Here is an 18,633-nt window from a genome sequence, read left to right on the forward strand (position 1 = left end):
TATCTGGCGCCCCACGAAAGGTGAGCACCGCCCGGCCCCAACGCGCCGAACCCGCCGGTCATCCGGGCCTGCGCGGTCGAGGCGGCAGCTGGACGCCGTGGCCCCGCACTACACGGAACGGGTCCGAAATCCGCTGTTCAGCGGGAGCGGACGCCGCGGGCGAGTTCCGCCGCCAGCTCGCGGACCCCGGCCGGGCCGTCCTGTTCGGCGCGCGTGACGAAAGCCGAGCCGACGATGACGCCGTCGGCGAAGCCCGCCACCTCGGCGGCCTGCTCGCCGGAGCGCACCCCGAGGCCGACGCCGATCGGCAGGTCGGTGTGCGCGCGGGTGCGCTGCACCAGCCCGGCCGCCTGCGCGCCGACGCTCTCGCGCGCACCGGTCACGCCCATCACCGACGTGGCGTACACGAAGCCGCTGCTGGCCTTGGCGGTCAGCGCCAGCCGTTCCTCCGTCGACGACGGCGCGACCAGGAAGATCCGGTCCAGGCCGTGCGCGTCGGTCGCGGCGATCCAGTCCTCACCCTCGTCCGGGATCAGGTCCGGGGTGATCGCACCGAGCCCACCGGCGGCCTTGAGGTCGCGGGCGAAGGCGTCCGGGCCGTAGTGGTGCACCGGGTTCCAGTAGGTCATCACCACGGCGTGGCCACCGGCGTTCGCGATCGAGGACACCACGTCGAAGACGTCCCGCAGCCGGAACCCGGCGCGCAGCGCCTTGTCGCTGGCCGCCTGGATGGTCGGGCCGTCCATCACCGGGTCGGAGAACGGGATGCCGACCTCGACGATGTCGCAGCCCGTCGAACCACCGGTGCCGGTCAGCATCGCGTCGAACAGCTCCTTGGAGCCTTCGACGGTCGGGAACCCGGCGGGCAGGTAACCGATCAGGGCGGCCCGCTGTTCTTCCCGGCACGCCTGGAAAACCTCGCGCAGGTTCACCGCGACTCCTCCTGTTGTTCCGCGCTGTCGACGAGCCCGAAGTACTTCGCCGCGGTGTCCATGTCCTTATCACCGCGCCCGGAGAGGTTGACCAGGATGATCGCCTCCGGGCCGAGCTCCTGGCCGAGCTTGAGCGCACCGGCCAGCGCGTGCGCGGACTCGATCGCCGGGATGATGCCCTCGGTGCGGGAGAGCAGCCGGAACGCCTGCATGGCCTCGTCGTCGGTGATGGACCGGTACTCCGCGCGCCCGGTGTCCTTCAGGTAGGAGTGCTCGGGGCCCACTCCGGGGTAGTCCAGCCCGGCCGAGATCGAGTACGCCTCGATGACCTGGCCGTCGTCGTCCTGCAACAGGTACGAGCGGGCGCCGTGCAGCGTGCCGGGGGTGCCCTCGCTGAGGGTGGCGCCGTGCTCGCCGGTCGCGATGCCGTGCCCGGCGGGTTCGAACCCGACCAGCCGCACGCCCGGATCGTCGATGAAGCCGTGGAAGATGCCGATGGCGTTGGAACCGCCGCCGACGCAGGCGGCGACGACGTCGGGGAGCCGACCGGTCAGCGCCAGCGCCTGCTCGCGGGCCTCCTCACCGATGACCTTGTGGAAGTTGCGCACCATCATCGGGAACGGGTGCGCGCCCGCGGCGGTGCCGAGCAGGTAGTGGGTGTGCTCGACGTTGGTCACCCAGTCCCGCAGGGCCTCGTTGATGGCGTCCTTGAGGGTGGCCGAGCCGGTGTGGACCGGGATGACCTCGGCGCCCAGCAGCCGCATCCGCGCCACGTTGAGCGCCTGCCGCTCGGTGTCCACCTTGCCCATGTAGACCACGCACTCCAGGCCGAGCAGCGCGCAGGCGGTCGCGGTGGCCACGCCGTGCTGTCCGGCGCCGGTCTCGGCGATGACCCGGCGCTTGCCCATCCGCTTGACCAGCAGCGCCTGACCCAGCACGTTGTTGATCTTGTGCGAGCCGGTGTGGTTCAGGTCCTCCCGCTTGAGCAGGATCCGAGCACCGCCAGCGTGCTCGCCGAACCGCTTGGCCTCGGTCAGCAGCGACGGGCGTCCGGCGTAGTTGCGCAGCAGGTCGTCGAGCTCGGCGAGGTACTGCGGGTCGTTCTGCGCCTTGGCGTACTCGGCGGCCAACTCGTCCTGGGCCGCGATCAGCGCTTCCGGCATGAACCGGCCGCCGTAGTCACCGAAGTGCCCGCGCTCGTCCGGGTCGTGCCCTTCCGGCACGGGCCTGCCCGGCCGGTGGGCGCGCGCGGTATCTGCCCCGACGGTCATTGCCTTACCTCCTGTGCCTGGCGCCGATCCCGGCCAGTGCTGCTGAGCTCCAAGATGCCTGATCCGGCGGCTACCGGCTCGGTCGCGGGCACGCGGGATGCGACCCGGCGGTCACCAACTGGGTAACCGCGGTCTTGGGATTGTCGCTGGTCACCAGGCCCTCACCGACCAGCACCGCATCCGCACCGGAGCCCGCGTAGGCCATCAGATCGCTCGGCCCGCGGACCCCTGACTCGGCGATCTTGAGGATTTCCTGCGGCAATCCGGGGGCGATCCGGCCGAACACGTCGCGGTCGACCTCCAGGGTGTGCAGGTTGCGCGCGTTGATGCCGATGACTTTCGCCCCGGCCTCCAACGCCCGGTCGGCCTCTTCCGCGGTGTGCACCTCGACCAGCGCGGTCATGCCCAGCGACTCGACCCGGTCCAGCAGCGCTTCCAGCGCGTTCTGCTCCAACGCGGCCACGATCAGCAGCACCATGTCCGCGCCGTGCGCGCGGGCCTCGTGCACCTGGTACGGGCTGATGATGAAGTCCTTGCGCAGCAGCGGCGTGTTGACCCGAGCGCGCACCGCGTCGAAGTCGGCCAGCGAACCGCCGAAGCGGCGCTGCTCGGTGAGCACGCTGATCACCCGTGCTCCGGCCGCGGCGTAGTCGGCGGCCAGGTCGGCTGGCTCGCCGATCTCGGCCAGCTCACCCTTCGAAGGGCTGCGCCGCTTCACTTCGGCGATCACGCCCACGCCCGGCGCGCGCAGCGCGGCGAGCACATCGTGCGGCGGTGCTGCCGCGGCGGACAGGTGCTTGATCTCGTCGAAGGGGATCGCGGATTCGCGAACCGCCAAATCCTCGCGAACACCTTCGATGATGGATTCCAGAACGGTCACGCGAACACCTCGCCAGCCGTGCCCCGAACACCGAGCCGAAACTTGCTGGATGCGCAGCTGAACTCCTTGCGCTCGATCACGACACTCCCCTTCCCGCCGTGCCGTCGCATGGCCGATGCTAAACCTCACCGGCCGCCGGTCCCACCAAGGGGTAGCCCAACGTCCCAGCGCAGCAAGGACCTTCGTCCCTGGTGACGATGTTGGACGGCCGTCCGGACCCGTGCCGAACAGGGTTTTCCACCGCTCGGCCAATTCGAAGAAATTTCAACGATCCTGCTCATCGGTTGGATCGCGACCCGCGTCCAGATCGTTCCACATCTGACGGTCCGGATCGTGGGACTTCGGTTTGGCGGCTCCCGGCGCCGAGTACTTCGCGCCCATGGCGGGCATCCGGCCCGCCCGGAACGCGACGAGCAGCCCAGCGACGAGCAGCAGCACCGCACCGGCTGCCATCAGCAGCATCCCACCTGGCTGGGTGGAAATCTGGCCGATCGGGGTGCTGCCCGGCGGAACGTCGGTCGTCCCGTACGCGAACCAGCCGAAGTTGAACTGCTGGTAGACCCGCCAGGCGAGCAGACCGCCCGCGATCACCACCAGGACGCCGACCGCCCGCCGCAGCCACCCGCCAGTCGCCAGCACGGCGGCAACGGCCGCCAGCGCGGCCAGCGCCACCGGCACCAGCTCCGGGCGCAGATCCGCGCCGGTGCTGCCCGCCATGACCTCGGTGCCGAACGGGGTGCGGAACCGCTGGCCGACCCAGACCAGCGCGCTCGCTGCCCAGAGCACTCCAGCGGCGGCCAGCACCAGCAGCACCACCGTCCACAGCAGACCCTTCGACCGCGAGCCCGGCTCAGATCCCGGCACGGTGGTCAACCCGCTCCTCCACCTGCGCGTTGGATGGCCGCGACAGCGTCTCGGCGGTGGCGACCGCGTTGAGCACCGCGCGAGCCTTGTTCAGGCATTCCTGGTCTTCGGCGACCGGATCGGAATCGGCCACGATGCCGCCACCGGCCTGCACGTACGCGGTGCCGTCGCGCACCAGGGCGGTGCGGATGGCGATCGCGGTGTCGGCGTCCCCGGCGAAGTCCAGGTAGCCCACCACGCCGCCGTACTGGGCGCGGCGGGTCGGCTCCAACTCCTCGATCAGTTCCAGCGCGCGCGGTTTCGGCGCACCGGAGAGGGTGCCCGCCGGGAAGCAGGCGGCGATCGCGTCGAAGGCGGTCTGCCCTTCGGCGAGCTGACCGGTCACGGTGGACACGATGTGCATGACGTGGCTGTAGCGCTCGATGCGGAAGAAGTCGACGACGTGCACCGAACCCGGCTTGCAGACCCGGCCCAGGTCGTTGCGGCCGAGGTCGACGAGCATCAGGTGCTCGGCGCGCTCCTTGTCGTCGTTGATCAGCTCCTTCTCCAGCAACGCGTCTTCGTCCTCGTCGGCACCCCGCCAGCGGGTCCCGGCGATCGGGTGCGTGGTGGCCTGCCCGTCGCGCACCGTTACCAGCGACTCCGGACTGGATCCGACGATGTCGAACGGCGTGCCGCCGTCTGGTGCCTCCAGCCGCAGCAGGTACATGTACGGGCTCGGGTTGGTGGTGCGCAGGACCCGGTAGATGTCCAGGGCGTCCGCCTCGGTCGCCATCTCGAAGCGTTGCGACACCACGACCTGGAACGCCTCGCCGTCGCGGATCGCCTCCTTGGCCTTCTCCACCGCAGCGTGGTGCTCGGCGGGCTGGCGGCGCCGGATGAACTGCGGGTTCGGCCGGGAGAACGCGGCGACCGTGGGGGCGGCCGGGGTGCACAGCTGTTCGGTCATCGCGTCCAGTCGGCGCACCGCGTCGTCGTAGGCGGCGTCCACCCGCTCCGGACTGTCGTCCCAGTTCACCGCGTTGGCGATGAGCGTGATGGTGCCCTCGTGGTGGTCCAGTGCGGCCAGGTCCGTGGCCAGCAGCATCACCAGCTCGGGGATCCGCAGGTCGTCCTCGGTCAGGTTGGGCAGCCGCTCCAGCCTGCGGACCGCGTCGTAGCCGAGGTAGCCGACCATCCCGCCGGTCAGCGGTGGCAGGCCGGGCAGCGGGTCGGTGTGCAGCAGCCGCACCGTCTCGCGCAGCGCCTGCAGCGGGTCGCCGCTGTCGGGCAGCCCGACCGGCGGAGTGCCCGTCCAGTGCGCCTGGCCGTCCAGGGCGGTCAGCGCCGCCGCGGAGCGCGCGCCCACGAAGGACCATCGCGACCAGGAGCGGCCGTTCTCGGCGGATTCGAAGAGGAACGTTCCGGGGCGGTCCCCGGCGAGCTTGCGGTACACCCCGAGCGGGGTTTCGTCGTCCGCGAGCAACCGCCGCACCACCGGGATCACCCGGCGGCCCGCCGCCAGGGAACGGAACTCCTCGCGTCCAGGGCTGATACTGCCGATATCACCGTCGCCGACCATGCCGTCATTGTGCCGCCCACCCGTCACGGCCCGCGCGGGACCTAGGGTCTGCTGGCTGAGCGGCTTGCGGTGCGGAGACGGCTACCGCAGAGGGCCCGCACCCGCGCCGCTGCGCGAACCACTCCTGAAACAGTCTCTGGGCACCGTTTTGCCCTCGGCGCGTTCGGGCGGCGAGGATAGGTGGGTGAGCAGTGGAATCGACCAGGACGGCGCGGAGCCGAAACGCCGCGGGCGGCGGCGCAGCGGCGCCGACACCAAAGCGGCGCTGCTGGCCGCGGCGCGCGAGGTGTTCACCGAGCAGGGGTACGACGCGGCCACGGTGCGCGCCATCGCGGGCAAGGCCGGTGTCGACCCGGCGATGGTCAACCACTGGTTCGGCGGCAAGGAGGGCCTGTTCACCGCCGCGGTGGCCATCCCGATCAACCCCTCGGAAGTGGTGCCGCAACTGCTGGAAGGCGATCCGCAGCAGCTCGCCGAGCGCCTGCTGCACCGGTTCCTGACCGTCTGGGACAACGTCGGCGGCGGCCAGTTCGCGGCCCTGATGCGCAGCATCGCCACCAACGAGAACGCGGTGCGGATGCTGCGCGAGTTCATCCAGAGCGTGCTGTTCACCCGGCTGGTCAAGGCGCTCGACGTGGACCAGCCGGAGCTGCGGACGGCGCTGTGCGGGACGCAGATCGTCGGTCTCGGCATGGCCCGCTACGTGGTCCGCCTGGAACCGCTGGCCTCGGCCGACCACGACGTCGTGGTGGCCACCATCGCCCCCAACCTCCAGCGCTACCTCACCGGCGACCTGGGCTCCCCCGCCCGATGACCCTGGCGGCAGCACCCGCCGGGAACCGGCGCGTTGTGGGCGAGTCTCCAACTTTCCCTGGAATTGGACACCCGAACGATGCGGGCTCCGAATTTCCCCGGAGTTGGGAGCGCGTCAGCCCTCGGGTTTGAGGAGGGTGTCGGCGTCGAAGCAGGTGCGGTCCCCGGTGTGGCAGGCCGCGCCCTGCTGGTCGACGACCAGCAGGATCGTGTCGCCGTCGCAGTCCAGCCGCACCTCGTGCACGTACTGCGTGTGCCCGGACGTTTCGCCCTTGACCCAGTACTGCTGGCGGCTGCGGGAGTAGTAGGTGCCGCGCCGGGTGGTGAGGGTGCGGTGCAGCGCCTCGTCGTCCATCCACGCCATCATCAGCACCTCGCCGGTGCCGCGCTGCTGCGCGATCGCCGCGACCAGCCCGTCCGGATTGCGCTTCAGGCGGGCGGCGATCGCCGGGTCCAGACCGATCATCGCACTGTGATCCCTTCCGCCCGCATAGCTTCCTTGACCTCACTGATCCGCAACTGTCCGAAGTGGAACACGCTGGCGGCGAGCACCGCATCCGCCCCGGCGTGCACCGCGGGCGCGAAATGCTCGACGGCACCGGCCCCACCGCTGGCGATCAACGGCACATCGACGACAGCGCGCACCGCGCGGATCATCTCCAGGTCGAATCCGGCCTTGGTGCCGTCGGCGTCCATCGAGTTCAGCAGGATCTCGCCGACCCCGAGCCGCTGCCCCTCGGCGGCCCACTCGACGGCGCAGATCCCGGTGCCGCGCCGACCGCCGTGCGTGGTGACCTCGTAGCCGGACGGAGTCGGCTGCCCGCCCTCGGGCACCCGCCGCGCATCCACCGACAGCACGACGCACTGCGCGCCGAAGCGCTGCGATGCCTCGCTGAGCAGTTCCGGCCGAGCGATCGCGGCGGTGTTCAGACTGACCTTGTCGGCACCGGCGCGCAGCAGCCGGTTGATGTCCTCGGGGCTGCGCACGCCGCCGCCCACGGTCAGCGGGATGAACACCTGCTCGGCGGTGCGGCGGACCACGTCGAAGGTGGTCTCCCGGTCGGCGGAGGATGCCGTGACGTCGAGGAAGGTCAGCTCGTCGGCACCTTCCGCGTCGTAGGCGCGGGCGAGCTCCACGGGGTCGCCCGCGTCGCGGAGGTTGGCGAAGTTGACACCCTTGACGACCCGCCCCTGATCGACGTCCAGGCAGGGGATCACACGCACCGCAACGGCCATGTCCCCAGGGTAAAGACCTGGCCGTGCGGCGCGGTGGACGGGGCGATTTCAGCCCACCCAGCTTCACCCGCGTCGTGAACCCGGATGAAGCTCCGGTGCGTCAGCGGACCGCGGCGAGGGCTTCTTCGAGGGTGAAGTTCTGGGCGTAGAGCGCCTTCCCGACGATCGAGCCCTCCAGGCCGATCGGGGCGAGTTCGGACAGCCGCACCAGATCGTCCACACTGGACACTCCGCCGGAGGCGATCACCGGCGCATCGGTGCGGGAGCAGACTTCGCGCAGCAGAGCCACGTTCGGCCCCTGCAGGGTGCCGTCCTTGCTGACGTCGGTGACCACGTAGCGGCGGCAACCGGCGGCGTCCAGCCGAGCCAGCACCTCCCACAGGTCCCCGCCGTCCTTGGTCCAGCCGCGCGCGGCCAGCCGGTGCCCCTGCTCGGTGATCCGCACGTCGAGCCCGACCGCGACCCGCTCGCCGTACTCGGCGACGACCCGGTCCGCCCACTCCGGGTTCTCCAGCGCGGCGGTGCCGAGGTTGACCCGCGCGCAGCCGGTGGCCAGCGCCGCCTCCAGCGAGGCGTCGTCGCGGATGCCGCCGGAGAGCTCCACCTGGACGTCGAGCTTGCCGGTCACCTCGGCCAGCAGCGCGCGGTTCGAACCGCGGCCGAACGCCGCGTCCAGGTCGACCAGGTGGATCCACTCCGCTCCCGCGCGCTGCCAGGCCAGCGCGGCTTCCAACGGATCACCGTAGGAAGTCTCGGTACCGGCGGCGCCCTGCACGAGGCGCACTGCCTGACCGTCGGCAACGTCAACAGCGGGAAGCAGCGTGAATGTCACGTCCCAACCCTACGATGGCGAACCATCGTCCCTGCTCGCGACCCAGCGGCGGACCGAAGCGCGGTGCGACGACTGTTCCGGATTTCCCCAGAAGCCTGTCTTCGAACTTGTTTTGCGTGGCGGTGCGGGTAGCGGAACCTCAGACGCCGTCTTGGTCCGGGATCCCCGACATCATGTATGCCCAGTTGCGGCGCTAGCGTCGGCTGCGGTCGGCGCGGGTGACCGCGACGATGGGCACCGCCAGCACGATCAGCACCAGCAGCAGCACCGCCCACAGCGGAACCCCGGCCTGCACCAGGTAGGGCGCGCCGATGCCCGCGATCATCCCCACTGCCAGCACCAGTGCGATCACCCGGATCGCGGTCGGCCCCAGCAGGCCGTGGCGGCGGGTCACAGGCTGTCCAGCCAGTTCCGCAGCAGTCGGGCGCCCGCCTCGCCGGACTTCTCCGGGTGGAACTGGGTCGCCGCCAGCGGACCGTTCTCCACGGCGGCCACGAACGGTTCGCCGTGCTCGGCCCAGGTCACCAGCGGCGGTGCGATCCGATCCGACGGCGCCAGCTGCCACTTCCGCACGCCGAAGGAGTGCACGAAGTAGAACCGGGTGCCCGGTTCGATCCCGGCGAACAGGGTGCTGCCCTGCGGCGGCTGCACCTCGTTCCAGCCCATGTGCGGCAGGATGTCGGCGTGCAGCCGCTCGACGGTGCCCGGCCACTGGCCGCAGCCGTTGGCCTGCATGCCGTGCTCGACGCCTTCGTCGAAGAGCACCTGCATGCCCACGCAGATGCCCAGGACCGGCCGGTCGCCCGCCAGCCGGTGGTCGATGATCTTGTCGCCGCCGACCTCGAGCAGGCCCTCCATGCAGGCCGCGAAAGCGCCAACACCCGGCACGACCAGCCCGTCGGCTTCCAACGCGGCACGATGATCGGCGGTCACCTCGACGTCGGCCCCGACGCGCTGCAGCGCGCGCTCGGCGGAGCGCAGGTTGCCCGATCCGTAGTCCAAGATGACGACTCGTGCCACGGCCCCAGGCTACCGGGACCGCACGTCAGCCCACGTCGCGGGCGACGACGCGCGGCTGATCGCCGTTGATCCCCCAGGACAGCACTCGCCTGGGGTGGATGCGGATGACGTCCCCGCTCATCCCGGGCACAGTCGACCCCACGCCGAACAACGCCTTGGCCTCGCCCCGGATCTCGATGCCCCGCACCTTCCACGGCCGCAGCGAAGCGATGTCGTCGACTAGGAACGTCACCCGCGGATCCCGTTCGACATTGCGCCACTTCTGCGACGTCGCGTTGGAGTAGCCGACGACGTCGATCGTCCCGTCGGGTCCCAGGTGCACGCCGACCGGCCGCGCCTGCGGCTCGCCGCGGGGTCCGAGGGTGGTCAACCGGCCGAGCGGCTGGCTCTCCAGGTACTCGATTTCGGCTTCGGTGAAGGTCATTTCGCGGCTCCGTTCAGGAATTCCCGCACTGCCGCGCCGATGTCGGTCGGACCCAGGCCGTGCGCGTTCTCGTGTTCGTCGGCGGTCCCGTAGGCCCTCAGTTCCAAATCGCGTCGGACGCCGAGCGCGAGCACGCGGTGCGGGATGTCGACCAGCGCGTCGTTGACCTCGTGCGTCGACGTGCCGCGCAGGTACGGCTCGACCAGCACGACGTCGGCGCTCGCCGCCCGCACCGCGTCACGCAGCCCGGCGACGTCGAACGGCCGGATCGTTGCCGTGTAGAGCACTGTCACGTCGAGCGTCGCCGTTGCGGCCAGGACTGGCCCGAGCATCGGTCCGACGGCTAGCACCACGCCACGGCTGCCACGCCGCACCGGGTGCCAGCCCGGCCCGGTCACCAGCGGCTCGGCGTTGACCCGCTCGGAAAGCCGCAGGTAGACGAGGTCGCCGCCGGGCAGTGCGGACCGCAGCAGCGCCTCGACCTCGGCCGGATGGCCGGGAACGTGCACGGTCCAGCCCGGCAGCGTGTCGATCAGTGCGACGTCACCCGGCGCCATGTGGGTGCGACCGGCGGTCGGGTAGTCGTAGGAGGCCCCGGTGCTGACCACGACCGCGCCGACGCCCTGGTGGTTGAGGTCCAGCTTGAGCTGTTCGAAGGGCCGCTCGACGAGGAACGGGGTGATCGTGTGCACCACCGGCCGCAGTCCGGTCAGCGCCAGCCCACCGGCCACGCTGACCATGGCCTGCTCCCGGATGCCGACGTTGAGCACCCGCTGCGGGTGGCGGTCCGCGGCGGCCACGAACCGGTCGGCGGAGATCTCGGCCAGCACCACGGCCAATCGCGGATCGGTGTCGAGCGCTTCGGTGACGGTGTCGACGAACGCTTCGCGCATCGTCGTGGCAGTAGTGGCGACAGTTGGCGCGGTCATGACTGGTCCACCTCCAGTTCCGCCTCTCCGCGATTCACTGTCCCGCCTCTCCGCGATTCGCAGTGGTGGTGGCGTCCAGCACGAATCTCGCTTTTCGTAGTTTCTGGTGGCTGGTTTGCGTCACGTTCCCCTGAGGTGCGGTTGGGGAGGACTGAGGTTGAAACGGGTGTCATGGCAGCTCCTTGGATTCGACCTCGGCGACGACCGCGAGCGGGCGCTCCGGGTGGGTGTCGGTGAGGGCGTCGTGCAGCGCCGCGTGGTCGCGGCCGTTGACGGTGCGGGTGGCCCAGCCCTCGCGGGCGAAGCGGTCGGCAACCCCGTTCGGCCAGCCCGTGCTGGACGACCGGTTGTCCACCACGACGACGGTCAGCTGGCCAAGTCCCCAGCGGCCAGCGACCTGGATCGCCTCGTGATTGCTGCCCTCGTCGAGCTCGGCGTCCCCGACCAGGACCACGACGCGCTGCCGGTCCCGGCCCTGCGCGCGCAGACCGAGCGTCACGCCGAGCCCGAGCGGCAGGCCGTGGCCGAGCGAGCCGCTGCCGATCTCCACACCTGGCGCCAGCGCGCGGTCCGGGTGGAAACCCAGTCGGGAGTCAAACTCGCCGAAGTGCGCCAGTTCCGCCGGGTCCAGGAAGCCCTTGGCCGCCAGCACGGCGTAGAAGGCCATCGGACCGTGGCCCTTGGAGAGCAGGAAGCGATCGCGGTCGGGATCGTCGAGGCGCTGCGGGTCGACCGACAGGACCTGGTCGTAGAGCACCCACAGCACGTCGAGCGTCGAGGTGGCGGCGAAGGAGTGCTTCTCGTCGCCCGTCATTGCGCTCATCAGCGGCCGGAGATCGGCGTAGCCGAGTCCGGTGCGCGGTCTGCTGATCGTCATGCCGACCAGGATGAAACTTCCAGCAAACTCGAAGTCAAGGCCCGCGAACGGCGAATACTTAAACTTTGCTCGAAGTCTTCGGCTAGCCTGGCGGACGTGTCGAAGCTACCGAAACTGCTGACCATCGGTGAGGTCGCGCACCGCAGCGGGGTCGCGCAGACCGCGTTGCGCTTCTACGAGCAGCGCGGCCTGATCTCCACCACCCGCACCACCGGCAACCAGCGTCGCTACGACCGGGCGGTGCTGCGCAGGCTGGCGTTCATCCGCTCCGCGCAGCGCGTCGGCCTGAGCCTGGAGCAGATCTCCGAAGCGCTGGCGACGCTGCCGGAGGACCACGCTCCGACCAAGGCGGACTGGGCGCGGCTGTCCCGCCGCTGGCGGGACGAACTGGACGCGCGCATCGACGGTCTGCAACGCCTGCGCGACCGCCTCACCGGCTGCATCGGCTGCGGCTGCCTGTCCCTGCGCACCTGCGCCCTGCACAACGCCGACGACCAGTTGGCCGAGTTCGGCCCCGGCGCCCCGCTACTACGCCCAACAGCCGACCGCCGCTGAACTTCGCTGCACCGCAGGGTGAGGGGCACCCGTGACCAAGTAACTGGGTCACGGGTGCCCCTCACCCATCACCTCGCCAACCCACCGGTAGGCCATCTCGGGGCGGCCGACGGTGCCGTACTGCGGTCGGCGTTCCACCATGCCGTTGTTGACCAGGTATTCCAGGTAGCGGCGGGCGGTCACCCTGGACACCCCGGCGGCTTCGCCGAGAGCCCCGGCAGGGGCTCCGTCGGGATTGGCGCGCAGCGCCGAAACGACTGCCGCGAGCGTCTCCTCGCCCATGCCCTTCGGCAACGCCGCGCGATCGACGCTGCGCAACGCGGAGAACGCCCGGTCGATCTCGGCCTGGCTGCTGACTTCCCGGTCGTGCCCGAGGCTGGCCCGGAACCGCGCGTAGTGCTCCAACTTCTCCCGCATGGCCGCGAAGGTGAACGGCTTGAGCAGGTACTGCACCACGCCGCTGGAGACCGCGGCGCGGACGACCTTGAGGTCGCGGGCCGAGGTCACCGCGATCACGTCGGCATCGCTGCCCGCGGTGCGCAGCGCCCGCGCGACCTGCAGTCCGTCCATGTCGGGCAGCCGCAGGTCGAGCAGCACCAGGTCGACCGGGGTGCGGTCGACGAACCGCAGCGCGTCCTGTCCAGTCCGGACCCGACCGGCGACGGCGAATCCGTCGATCCGGGCCACATATGCCTCGTGCGCCTCACCGACCAGCGGATCGTCTTCCACGACCAGAACCGAGATCACCGCGCCACATCCGATCCGGCGGGCAGCTGCACCGTGAACACCGCGCCACCCTCGTTGTGCACGACGATTGTGCCCCGGTGGCGGCGCACGCTCTGCCCCACCAGCGCGAGCCCGAGCCCGCGGCCGTCGTCCTTCGTCGACCAGCCGCGCTGGAAGACCTGCTGGGCACTGTCCGGATCAACGCCCGGCCCGTTGTCGGCGACCCGGATCAGCACACCGTCCGAAGTGGACCGGATGGTCACCTCGACGCGCGGTTGCGGGCTTTCCAACGCCGCCTCGACCGCGTTGTCGATCAGGTTGCCGAGGATGGTCACCAGGTCCCGGGAGTCGAGGTGTCCCACGGCGGCGTCGTCGATCTCGGTGTCCGGGCTGAGCACCACCTCCACCCCGCGCTCGCCCGCCTCCGCGCTCTTGCCCAGCAGCACCGCCGCGAGCACCGGTTCGCTGACCGCCCCGACGACGCGGTCGGTGAGCTGCTGGGCGAGTTCCAGTTCGGCGGTGGCGAACGCCACGGCTTCCTCGGCGCGGCCGAGCTCCACCAACGACACCACGGTGTGCAGCCGGTTCGCCGACTCGTGCGCCTGGGAGCGCAGCGACTCGGCGAAACCGCGCATCGAATCCAGCTCGCCGCTGAGCGCCTGCAGCTCGGTGTGGTCCCGCAGCGTGACCACCGCGCCCAGATCGCGGCCGCCGCTGTGGATCTGCGAAATGTTGACCAGCAGCACGCGGTCATCGGTCAAATGCACCTCGTCGCGCACCGTTCGCCCCGAACCGAGGGTGTCCACAAGGGACTGCGGCAGGCCGAGTTCGGAGATGTCCTTGCCTTCGGCTTCGCCCGGATCCATCGAGAGCAGCACAGCGGCCCCATCGTTGCACAACGTCACCAGCCCGGACGGCGCGACCAGCAGCAAACCTTCGCGCACCGCATGCAGAATCGCGTCGTGGTACTCGTACATGCGGCTGAGCTCGGCGGGCCGCAGGCCGTGCGTGTGGCGGCGGATCCGCTCGCTGACCAGGTACGTCAACACCCCGCCGACCAGCAGCGCGCCCGCCGCGACCAGCGCCAGCGCGGTCACCTGCTCCCGGAGTTCGGCGGTGAGGATCCGGACCGTGATCCCCACCGCTACCAGCCCGCGCAGCTGGTACGCGTCGTCGTAGACCGGCACCACCGCGCGCACCGACGGGCCGAGCGTGCCGGTGTAGGTCTCGGTGAACACGTGCCCGGCGACGGCCTGGTCGATGTGCCCGAGGAAGACCTGCCCGATGCGGGTCGGATCGGGATGCGTGTAGCGGATGCCGTCCGGGGACATGATCGTGATGAAGTCGACCCCGGTGTCGAGCCGGACCCGCTCGGCCAGCGGTTGCAGGGTGGCGCTCGGGTTCGGCGCGGTCACCCCCTCCCGGACCGCGGGTTGCGCGGCCAGGGTGCGGGCCACCGCGACGACCTTGTCCCGGGCCCCGTCCTCGTTGCGCTGCTGCGCGTCGTACCAGGCGAGCCCGGCTCCGGCGAGCACGACGAGGGCCACCACGACCACCTGCAGCACGAACAGCTGGCGGGCCAGGCTCCAGCGCGGCCGGACGCGGCCGAACCAGTTGCGGTCATCGGCGGAAGGCATGACGGACCCGTGACGGAGGCATGAACACAATGAACAGAAACGTGACGATGACGATACCCGGCGCAGATAGTGACTTCCCGGCCACGCCGTGACCTGGGACACGGGTGGTTCGAGTGTTACCCGGTAGCCCAGTAGGAGCGCAACAGTGGCAAGCAACGACGCTGCGACAACACGCCGTCGGGATAGAACGCACTACCTCTACCTCGCCGTGATCGTCGCGGTCCTGGCCGGTATCGCCGTCGGCTTCCTCGTCCCCGACTTCGGCGAGGGCCTCAAGCCGCTGGGCACCGGGTTCGTCAACCTCATCAAGATGATGATCTCGCCGGTCATCTTCTGCACCATCGTGCTCGGCGTGGGCAGTGTCCGGAAGGCCGCCAAGGTCGGCAAGGTCGGTGGCCTGGCGCTGGTGTACTTCCTCGCCATGTCCCTGGTGGCGCTGGTCATCGGGCTGCTGGTGGGCAACGTGCTGCACCCCGGCGAGGGCCTGCACCTGACCGAAGCGCTGCGCGGCGCGGGCGCCGAGCAGGCTGGTGAAGAGGCCGAGAGCACCACGGACTTCCTGCTCGGGATCATCCCGCACACCCTGGTCTCGTCGCTGACCGAGGGGCAGGTGCTGCAGACCCTGCTGGTGGCGCTGCTGGCCGGGTTCGCGCTGCAGGCGATGGGTGACAAGGGCGCGCCGATCCTGCGCGGCATCGAACACGCGCAGCGGTTGGTGTTCAAGATGCTGGCGATGGTGATGTGGGCGGCTCCGGTGGGTGCGTTCGGCGCCATCGCGGCGGTCGTCGGCGCGACCGGGGTGGAGGCGCTCAAGAGCCTGGCCGTGATCATGCTCGGCTTCTACACCACCTGCCTGCTGTTCGTGTTCGTGGTGCTCGGCCCGGTGCTGTGGATGTTCGCGCGGGTCAGCATCTTCTCGCTGCTGCGCTACCTGGGCCGCGAGTTCCTGCTGATCGTGTCCACCTCGTCGTCGGAGGCGGCGCTGCCGCGGCTGATCGCGAAGATGGAGCACCTCGGCGTGAGCAAGCCGGTGGTGGGCATCACGGTGCCGACCGGTTACTCGTTCAACCTCGACGGCACCATGATCTACCTGACCATGGCTTCGCTGTTCATCGCGTCCGCGCTGGGCGATCCGCTGTCGCTGGGTGAGCAGGTCGGGTTGCTGCTGTTCATGATGGTCGCCTCGAAGGGCGCGGCCGGGGTCAGCGGCGCCGGGCTGGCCACGTTGGCCGGTGGGTTGCAGTCGCACCGCCCCGAACTGCTGGACGGCGTCGGGTTGATCGTGGGCATCGACCGGTTCATGTCCGAGGCCCGCGCGGTGACCAACTTCGCGGGCAACGCGGTGGCCACGGTGCTGATCGGATCGTGGACCAAGGAGATCGACCGAGAGCAGATGAAGAAGGTGTTCTCGGGCGAAGAACCCTTCAACGAACGGTCCTTCGTCGACGACGGGCACGGCGGCACCGACCCCGAAGCGGAGAAGGTCCCAGCTACAGCCACCAATTGAAACCGCGTTCCCCCGCGGTGGAGGGCACCTTCCGCCAGTTGGCGGGAGGTGCCCTTCTCGTTCGCTCAGCCGGTGACGCCGGGCTCGCCGTTCTCCGCGCGGCCGGTGATGCGGCGTCGGAACGAGGTGTCCTGGGACGTGGTGACCTCCACGTCGTACCAGCCGCGATCCGACGGCCATTCCAGCGGCTGGGCGCCACCGGCCGCCACCCGGACCTGCTCCTCGTGGGTGGTGTAGCCCAGTGACCGCAGGCGCAGCGTGATGTCCTGCGGACCGCCGTTGCGCAGCTCCAGCGCGAGGCCGCGCGGAGTGTGCCGGGTCTGCACGTCAACGCCGGCGGCCCGGCCACCGCGCGATCCGCTCAGCTCGAACCAGAACCGGTTCGGCCCCTGCACCGCGAGCCGGTACTCCTCGCGCACCGGCACGTTCACCACCTGCTCGCCACGAACGTCCACATGGGACGGTTCGGCCAGCTCCTCGGCGTACGGGTAGACGGTGAAGTGCACGGTGCTGGAACCGACGTTGCCGAGCCGCAGCGCCAGCACCGCACCGTTGACCGCACCGGAAACCTGCGGCTGGTACGGCAGGGCGCGAGCCGGGCGGCTACCGGACTCCTGCACGGGGAGGTTCTGCTCCGGTGGCGGCTCGGGGTGCCAGCGCTCGATCGGTGCGGGCACCGGGCCCGGTTCGGTGGGCTTCGGTGGTTTGGCGCCCCGCCGGAAGTCGAACACCGAGGTCAGGTCGCCGCACACGGCTCGCCGCCAGGCGCTGATGTTCGGTTCCGCGATGCCGGTCCAGCGCTCCAGCAGGCGCAGCACCGAGGTGTGGTCGAACACCTCCGAGTTGACGAACCCGCCGATCGTCCACGGCGACACCACGGTCATCGGCACCCGCGGGCCGAGCCCGATCGGCTGCCCGTCGAAGTAGTCGTCGCCGTTGCCGGACTCCGGTTTCGGCGGCACCGGTGGTGGCACGTGGTCGAAGTAGCCGTCGTTCTCGTCGAAGTTGAGCAGCAGCGCGGTCTTCGACCAGATCTTCGGATCGGCGATCGCGTCCAGCACGTCGTAGATCAGGTTGGCGCTGCCGACCGGCGTCGAACTGCCCGGATGTTCGGAGTCCACGGCGGAGGGGACCAGCCAGACCACCTCGGGCAGCCGGTCCGCCTTGATGTCTTCCCGCAGCCGCTGCACCAGCGTGCCGGGCTCGCTGCGGTACATCGCGCGGTCGAACAGGCTCCGCTCGGCGTCGGTCAGGCTCGCGCGACCCGCCTCCAACTGCTTGAGCAGCCGCTGCCGCTCCTCGACGGGCTTGTCGAACAGCGCGGTGTAGAACTCCTCGGTGGTGCGGAAGTTCCCGTCCACCCCGGCGAGCATCCGGTGGCCGATCGCCTTGAACGTCTGGAAGTACTCGACGGCGTTGTCGGTGAAGTTGTCCCACTCCTGGTAGATCTGCCAGGACCGCCCGGCCTTCTCCAGCCGTTCCGGGTAGGTCGTCCAGTCGTAGCCGCCGTGGTCGTAGTCGTAGGCGGCGTTGGTCACCGCGCGCGCCGTGGTGCCGGGCTCGTAGCCGGTGGTGCCGGTCCACAGGTAGTTGCGGTTCGGGTTCGTGGAGCCGAAAACCGAGCAGTGGTACGCATCGCAGATGGTGAAGGTGTCCGCCAGCTCGTACTGCAGCGGGATGTCCGGCCGCTCGTAGTACGTCATGGTGGCGGCGGTCTTGGCGGCGATCCAGTCGTTGTTCCAGCCGCGCGCCCAGGCCCGCCCGCTGCCCTCCCAGCTGTGGTCGAGGGCCCCGAGGTACTGGATGTCGGACACCGGCCGCCCGGCCCGCTCGGCGCCCTGCCGCAGCGAGAACGGCAACACCGCGCCGCCGGGGGTGGGCTGCTCGAACGCGGACCGGCCGTCGGGCTGCCGCAACGGCTGCCGGTCACCGAAGCCGCGCACGCCGCGAAGCGTGCCGAAGTAGTGGTCGAAGGAACGGTTCTCCTGCATCAGCACGACGACGTGCCCAACCGAATCGAGCCCGCCAACGGGAGCGGGCTGCGCCATGGCTCGGTGCAGGGAGGGCGGCAGCAGCGAAGCGGCGGCAGCGCCGCCGACCACCCCAGCGGCACCGGCGAGCACCCGACGTCGAGAAACCTCTGTCACAACGAAAAATAGTTGCCGACGAAAACCAAGCCGGGGAGACCCCATAGTGACGCACCGATGAACCACCCGTGTCAGCCAAACAGCGCAACGCGGGGCGCGCCGACTACGCTCCGTGCCCCAACGATCGGCGGGTTGTGCTGAACGCGCACCGGGAAATGCAGCTGCCGCAGGCGAACCGCGCCTGCTACATTCCGCCGCGTGAACGTCGGTGCACGTCTGCTACCCGGTTGCCGCCCATGCGGTTGCCGGGCTCCAGCGCGCCGCGTTCGGGGTCGCCGAGTGCGCTACCACATCGGATGTGAGCCTGGGCAGGTCAACGGCAGGCGATGGCTGAGCTGAGCTGAGCTGATGCTCGGCCTCGCGGGCTCGTTGTGCTCGCGAGGCGTTTTCGCCAGTCATTCTCACCCAACCGCGGGCACCGC

The 18,633-nt window shown here is 70.2% G+C and carries 20 protein-coding genes; 4 read left to right on the forward strand and 16 right to left on the reverse strand.

Features of this window, described 5'->3' with window-relative positions:
• Positions 1 to 137 precede the first annotated feature (137 nt).
• From trpA to MOQ72_RS23785, 5 genes are all read right to left on the reverse strand, one after another.
• Positions 138 to 932 (reverse strand): tryptophan synthase subunit alpha, encoded by a 795-nt coding sequence (gene trpA / locus MOQ72_RS23765; RefSeq protein WP_242187684.1) that lies wholly within the window; start codon positions 930 to 932, stop codon positions 138 to 140.
• Positions 929 to 2,203: a tryptophan synthase subunit beta gene (trpB, locus tag MOQ72_RS23770; RefSeq protein ID WP_242187686.1), complete on the reverse strand. Its 1,275-nt coding sequence runs from the start codon at positions 2,201 to 2,203 to the stop codon at positions 929 to 931. Before trpB ends, trpA begins: the two co-directional genes overlap by 4 nt.
• A 70-nt stretch (positions 2,204 to 2,273) precedes the next feature.
• The gene (trpC, locus tag MOQ72_RS23775) at positions 2,274 to 3,083 is read right to left on the reverse strand and encodes an indole-3-glycerol phosphate synthase TrpC (protein WP_242187687.1); all 810 of its coding nucleotides are present in this window, start codon (positions 3,081 to 3,083) and stop codon (positions 2,274 to 2,276) included.
• 264 nt (positions 3,084 to 3,347) lie between these two features.
• Positions 3,348 to 3,947 (reverse strand): Trp biosynthesis-associated membrane protein, encoded by a 600-nt coding sequence (locus tag MOQ72_RS23780; RefSeq protein ID WP_242187774.1) that lies wholly within the window; start codon positions 3,945 to 3,947, stop codon positions 3,348 to 3,350.
• On the reverse strand, positions 3,934 to 5,508 hold the full coding sequence (locus MOQ72_RS23785) for an anthranilate synthase component I (RefSeq protein ID WP_242187690.1): 1,575 nt from the start codon (positions 5,506 to 5,508) through the stop codon (positions 3,934 to 3,936). The genes MOQ72_RS23780 and MOQ72_RS23785 overlap by 14 nt, the downstream gene beginning before the upstream one ends.
• Positions 5,509 to 5,692: 184 nt before the next feature.
• Between MOQ72_RS23785 and MOQ72_RS23790 the strand changes: the two genes are divergently transcribed.
• Positions 5,693 to 6,322, forward strand: coding sequence for a TetR/AcrR family transcriptional regulator (locus MOQ72_RS23790; protein WP_242187693.1), 630 nt, complete (start codon positions 5,693 to 5,695; stop codon positions 6,320 to 6,322).
• 114 nt (positions 6,323 to 6,436) lie between these two features.
• On the opposite strand, the gene hisI is transcribed toward MOQ72_RS23790, so the two are convergent.
• The 8 genes from hisI to MOQ72_RS23830 form a co-directional block, all read right to left on the reverse strand.
• Positions 6,437 to 6,787: a phosphoribosyl-AMP cyclohydrolase gene (gene hisI / locus MOQ72_RS23795; RefSeq protein WP_242187694.1), complete on the reverse strand. Its 351-nt coding sequence runs from the start codon at positions 6,785 to 6,787 to the stop codon at positions 6,437 to 6,439.
• The gene (gene hisF, locus MOQ72_RS23800) at positions 6,784 to 7,557 is read right to left on the reverse strand and encodes an imidazole glycerol phosphate synthase subunit HisF (protein WP_242187696.1); all 774 of its coding nucleotides are present in this window, start codon (positions 7,555 to 7,557) and stop codon (positions 6,784 to 6,786) included. The genes hisI and hisF overlap by 4 nt, the downstream gene beginning before the upstream one ends.
• Positions 7,558 to 7,657: 100 nt before the next feature.
• Positions 7,658 to 8,389, reverse strand: coding sequence for a bifunctional 1-(5-phosphoribosyl)-5-((5-phosphoribosylamino)methylideneamino)imidazole-4-carboxamide isomerase/phosphoribosylanthranilate isomerase PriA (gene priA, locus MOQ72_RS23805; RefSeq protein ID WP_242187697.1), 732 nt, complete (start codon positions 8,387 to 8,389; stop codon positions 7,658 to 7,660).
• 193 nt (positions 8,390 to 8,582) lie between these two features.
• A complete protein-coding gene (locus tag MOQ72_RS23810; RefSeq protein WP_242187699.1) occupies positions 8,583 to 8,783 on the reverse strand; it encodes a hypothetical protein in 201 nt (66 codons plus the stop codon).
• A complete protein-coding gene (gene hisH / locus MOQ72_RS23815) occupies positions 8,780 to 9,409 on the reverse strand; it encodes an imidazole glycerol phosphate synthase subunit HisH (RefSeq protein ID WP_242187701.1) in 630 nt (209 codons plus the stop codon). Before hisH ends, MOQ72_RS23810 begins: the two co-directional genes overlap by 4 nt.
• 25 nt (positions 9,410 to 9,434) lie before the next feature.
• A complete protein-coding gene (locus tag MOQ72_RS23820) occupies positions 9,435 to 9,833 on the reverse strand; it encodes a PPOX class F420-dependent oxidoreductase (RefSeq protein WP_242187704.1) in 399 nt (132 codons plus the stop codon).
• Positions 9,830 to 10,762, reverse strand: coding sequence for a transketolase family protein (locus tag MOQ72_RS23825; RefSeq protein WP_242187706.1), 933 nt, complete (start codon positions 10,760 to 10,762; stop codon positions 9,830 to 9,832). Before MOQ72_RS23825 ends, MOQ72_RS23820 begins: the two co-directional genes overlap by 4 nt.
• 169 nt (positions 10,763 to 10,931) lie before the next feature.
• Positions 10,932 to 11,639: a thiamine pyrophosphate-binding protein gene (locus MOQ72_RS23830; protein ID WP_242187708.1), complete on the reverse strand. Its 708-nt coding sequence runs from the start codon at positions 11,637 to 11,639 to the stop codon at positions 10,932 to 10,934.
• Between the two features lie 96 nt (positions 11,640 to 11,735).
• Here MOQ72_RS23830 and soxR point away from each other — a divergent pair, with 96 nt between their 5' ends.
• On the forward strand, positions 11,736 to 12,194 hold the full coding sequence (soxR, locus tag MOQ72_RS23835; protein ID WP_242187709.1) for a redox-sensitive transcriptional activator SoxR: 459 nt from the start codon (positions 11,736 to 11,738) through the stop codon (positions 12,192 to 12,194).
• Between the two features lie 48 nt (positions 12,195 to 12,242).
• On the opposite strand, the gene MOQ72_RS23840 is transcribed toward soxR, so the two are convergent.
• Both MOQ72_RS23840 and MOQ72_RS23845 read right to left on the reverse strand, forming a co-directional pair.
• Complete coding sequence (locus tag MOQ72_RS23840; RefSeq protein WP_242187710.1) at positions 12,243 to 12,941, reverse strand: response regulator; 699 nt, start codon at positions 12,939 to 12,941, stop codon at positions 12,243 to 12,245.
• Positions 12,938 to 14,557 (reverse strand): sensor histidine kinase, encoded by a 1,620-nt coding sequence (locus MOQ72_RS23845; RefSeq protein WP_242187711.1) that lies wholly within the window; start codon positions 14,555 to 14,557, stop codon positions 12,938 to 12,940. The genes MOQ72_RS23840 and MOQ72_RS23845 overlap by 4 nt, the downstream gene beginning before the upstream one ends.
• 145 nt (positions 14,558 to 14,702) lie before the next feature.
• On the opposite strand from MOQ72_RS23845, the gene MOQ72_RS23850 reads away from it, so the two are divergent.
• The gene (locus MOQ72_RS23850) at positions 14,703 to 16,064 is read left to right on the forward strand and encodes a cation:dicarboxylate symporter family transporter (protein WP_242187712.1); all 1,362 of its coding nucleotides are present in this window, start codon (positions 14,703 to 14,705) and stop codon (positions 16,062 to 16,064) included.
• Between the two features lie 65 nt (positions 16,065 to 16,129).
• Here MOQ72_RS23850 and MOQ72_RS23855 read toward each other — a convergent pair whose 3' ends face one another.
• On the reverse strand, positions 16,130 to 18,211 hold the full coding sequence (locus MOQ72_RS23855; RefSeq protein ID WP_242187715.1) for a phosphocholine-specific phospholipase C: 2,082 nt from the start codon (positions 18,209 to 18,211) through the stop codon (positions 16,130 to 16,132).
• A 198-nt stretch (positions 18,212 to 18,409) separates the two neighbouring features.
• On the opposite strand from MOQ72_RS23855, the gene trpM reads away from it, so the two are divergent.
• Positions 18,410 to 18,550 carry a tryptophan biosynthesis modulator TrpM gene (gene trpM / locus MOQ72_RS45685; protein ID WP_372495519.1) on the forward strand — a complete coding sequence of 47 codons (141 nt, stop codon included), beginning with the start codon at positions 18,410 to 18,412 and terminating at the stop codon, positions 18,548 to 18,550.
• Positions 18,551 to 18,633 lie beyond the last annotated feature (83 nt).

It is taken from the genome of Saccharopolyspora soli, from assembly GCF_022678645.1.
GTDB lineage: Bacteria > Actinomycetota > Actinomycetes > Mycobacteriales > Pseudonocardiaceae > Saccharopolyspora > Saccharopolyspora soli.